Source organism: Mycobacterium sp. E1715, assembly GCF_001667625.1.
GTDB lineage: Bacteria > Actinomycetota > Actinomycetes > Mycobacteriales > Mycobacteriaceae > Mycobacterium.
Map to the genome: position 1 here is coordinate 1 of NZ_LZJJ01000349.1, position 3734 is coordinate 3734.

The 3734-nt window shown below is 70.7% G+C and carries 1 protein-coding gene and 1 pseudogene; one reads left to right on the top strand and one right to left on the bottom strand.

All coding sequences use genetic code 11. From position 1 onward, the window contains the following. Positions 1 to 3344 (bottom strand): BTAD domain-containing putative transcriptional regulator (locus A9X03_RS17590; RefSeq protein WP_156746587.1); only part of this gene is annotated, 3344 nt, incomplete at its 3' end. Positions 3345 to 3479: 135 nt separating this feature from the next. Between A9X03_RS17590 and A9X03_RS17595 the strand changes: the two are divergent. Next, positions 3480 to 3734 (top strand): annotated as a pseudogene (locus tag A9X03_RS17595) (histidine kinase); the annotation flags it as partial.

Genomic DNA, 3734 nt, shown 5'->3' on the forward strand with positions numbered 1-3734 from the left:
GCCTTGCGCAGGTACGCCTCGGCCGCGGCCGGCTCGTCGACCACCAGCTCGACGATTCCGGCGAATTGCTCGACCTCGACGAGGGCATGGCGAAGGCCGAGCTCGGTGACGGTGCGGCGGGCCGAGTCGATCATGCGTCGCGCCGCCGCGGCCCGCCCGCGGAAGGCCTCCAACACCGCCTGGCAGCGTGTCGACGTCGCCTCGACCGCGGGCGAGTCGGTGGTGATGCGCAGCAGCCGCACCACGTCCAGGCACCGGCCTCCTGCGCGCGGCACCGGGTTGGGGCCCCAGAGCGCGGCCAGTGGCGCCTGCGCCAGCACCGCGTTCACCCGGCGGTGCTCACGGGCGCGCCGCGCCGCCGTGAGGGCGTCGTCCAGGGCGATCTCACAGTCGCCGATCCTGCCCAGCCGGGCCAGGCACCCGGCACGAACGGTGTGCGCCTTCGCTTCTCCTGCGGCATCGCCCAATTCCGCCAGTTTGTTGGCGGCGGCGCCCACCGCGGCCTCGACCTCGTCGAGCCGCTCGGGGTGAACCAGCATCGACAATTGGCCGTCGAAGCATGTCGCCCATGCCGCAAGTTGGGCGGAATCGACCGTGGCCGTTTGCAATTGAGCGACGGCACTGGCCGCCGACGCCACGTCACCCGCGGCCAGCAGGGCCTCGCAGCGCGCGATCAGCAGCGCGGCAACCTGGTCGTCGCGGTCGGGCAGCTCGTCGTCGATCTCTTCAAGGGCGTGCAATGCGCGGTCGTAGAGGTCGGCCGCGCCCTCGTAGGCGAGCCGCGTCATCGCCTGATCCGCCGCGCGCCGGCAGTATTCGACCGCCTTCGCCGCGTTGCCCGCCCACGCGCATTCGAAGTAGTGATACGCCAGTTCGGCGAGCAGTTCCTCGTCGGCGCCGGGCTCGCTTTCCAACGTGGTGGCGATGCGCTGGTGCAACCGCATGCGCCGCACCGACGGCAATTCGGCCAGCAGCGACTGCCGAACCAGCGCATGGTTGAACCGGTACCGGCCGCCGGGCTCTTCGATGACGATGCCTGCCTTACACGCCTCGTCGAACGCATCGACCAGGTCGTCGCCGACCACGCGTTCGACCAGTTCCAGCGCGAACCGGCTCCCGACGACAGCGGCTGCGGCGAGCGCCTTGTTGGCCTCTGCCGGAAGCCGCGAAAGACGGCGGCTCACCGCCTCGCGCACCCCCTGGGGCAGGGTGCTCTGGTCCCAGCGGCCGCCGCTTTCGTCCACGTGGCGCAGCGCCTCGATGAGGAAGAAGGGGTTGCCTCCGGTGACCGAGGCCAATGCCCGGGCCAGCTCTTCGTCGTTGTAGCCGGCCTCCGCGACGTAAGCGGTCACGTCGTCCTCGTCGAGACCGCTCAGCGCCAAACGGCTGGCGGTGCCGTCGCGGTGCAAGTCGGCGAGCATCGCGGCCAGCGGGTGGGCGCGGTCGAGATCCGTGCTGCGATACGTGCCGATGATCTGCAGCCGGGCCTGCTCACCGAAACGCAGCAGATGCCGCAACAGCAGCAGCGTGGGCTTGGCCGCCCAGTGCAGGTCGTCGAGGATCAGCACGACGGGCGCGCGCGCGGAAGCCATCGCCAGCAGCGCGACGACCGCGTCGAACAGCGCATAGCGTTCTGTGTCCGGATCGGCCCGCGTCGGTGCCGCCAGATCGGGGAGGACATCGGTCAGCCCGGGAATGAGCGTGAGTAGCGCCTCCACGCCACGCAGCCCGCGGAGCCCGCTTGCACCCAGGCACGGCACCAGCGAACGCAGCGCTTCCGCGAAGGGCTGGTACGGGGCGCCGAGGTCCTCGTCGCATCGGCCGTAGATCACGAGTGCGCCCTGGTCGTGGGCCTGCCGGGACCACTCGCCGGCCAGGCGTGTCTTGCCGACCCCCGGTTCCCCGGCGATCAGCATCGCGTTGGTCCCCCCGGCGAGCGCGGTCTGCCAGCCCGAAGCCAGTCGCTCGAGCTCGTGGCCCCGCCCGACGAACGGGCCGCGCCCGGCGAGCACCGCAGGCAGGCTGGGGCGTTCCAGCGGCGGCTCGGTGGTAGCCGCCGGACCGGGGTCGTCGGCGGTGAGCAGTTGAAGCTCGAAAACGTGTTCCGGGCGCGCAAGGTTGCGCAGTTGGCGAGTTCCCAGGTCGGCCAGCACAACGTCGTCGGGCAGCGAGTCGATGACGAGCTCCGCCGTCGCGCCCGAGCACAGGATCTGCCCGCCGGCGGCCAGCGACCGCAGGCGAGCGGCGCGGTTGACGGCGCGACCGAAGTAGTCGCCGTCGCGGAGCTCGACCTCCCCGGTGTGCAAAGCCACGCGGATACGCATGGGCTCACGCAGCGCCCACGGCTCGTGCACGATCGCGTCTTGAAGCTCGATAGCCGCGGCGGCAGCCGCCGAGGGCCGATCGAAAACCGAGAACGTCGCGTCACCCTCGCCGCGCGTCTTGATCAGCCGCCCCCCGCGCGACGTCACGACCTGTTCGACGAGCTCGTCGTGTCGTGCCAGTGCCACCGCCATGGCCGCCGCGTCCGCCTCCCACGCGGCCGTCGACCCTTCGATGTCGGTCAGCAGGAAGGTGACAGCACGAGTGACCGACGAAAGCTGCTGTGCGGCAGGTGTTTCCAGCGAGGAGTCTTGTGCGACGATCGCGGCCTCCAGCCGGCGGAGCTCGGGGCCGGGGTCGACGCCCAATTCGTCGGCCAGCAGCGCGCGCGCACGCTGGTATGCGCCAAGCGCTTCGCCCTGCCTGCCGGCGCGATACAGCGCGAGCATGAGCTGGCCCCACCGCCGCTCACGCAGCGGCGCGTCGGCGACGGCGGCCTCGAGCTCCCCGATGATCTCCGCGGCCCGGCCGGTCGCGAGCAGCGCGTCGGCGCGATCCTCCACCAGCGCCGCATGGCCCTCGATCCACCGCGTTTTCTCGGAGGTCCCTCGCCGGCTGTCGGGCAGCTCCGGGATCCCGCGCCAGAGGGCAAGTGCCTCCTCGAACCGGGCCACCGCCTGGCCGATGTCACCGGCGGCGGCGGCGTCGCGTCCCAGCCGGGCGGCCGACTTGTACCGCGCGGCGTCCACCTGCGTCTCGGCCAGGGTCCAGCCCGCGCCCGCCGTCAAGACGAAGCCGTCACCCAGCGCGCGACGCAAGGACGAGATGTGGGTTTGCAGCGCCTTGGCCGCGGTGCGCGGTGGGTCCTCGCCCCAGAGCAGTTCGACCAGCGTGTCGGCCGCGACGACGGACCCGCCGTGCAGCCCCAGCATCGAAAGGATCGCGCGGGGTTTGGCGCCCGGGATGACGACGGGCGCCCCGCCTAGCCGAACCTGCAGAGGTCCCAAAACCCCCAGTTCCACCGATGGAAGCGTACTCACATCAGTCATCGTCGGTGCGGCGATTCAATGCATGGTCAAGATCGAGTAAAGCTCGCTTCGCGCCGAAGCCCACCGCCACCCTAGGGCCGGCCAGTCTGAACCGTTAGGTTTGTATCCATGGGCAATGAAGGGGGAGGTGGTTCGGCGTTCACCTGGCAGGGCCGGCGTGAGTTGGTCAGCCAGATCCATGAGCAGCTCGACGAGCTGGTGGAAGCCCGCGACCAGATGGAACAACTGGTTCGGGTCATCAGCGAAATCGGTTCGGACCTCGACCTCGACGTGACCCTGCACCGAATCGTCAAGGGGGCGATGGAGCTGACCGCCTGCCGCTACGCAGCCCTGGGCATCCGCGCTCCCGATGGCGCCTTCGTC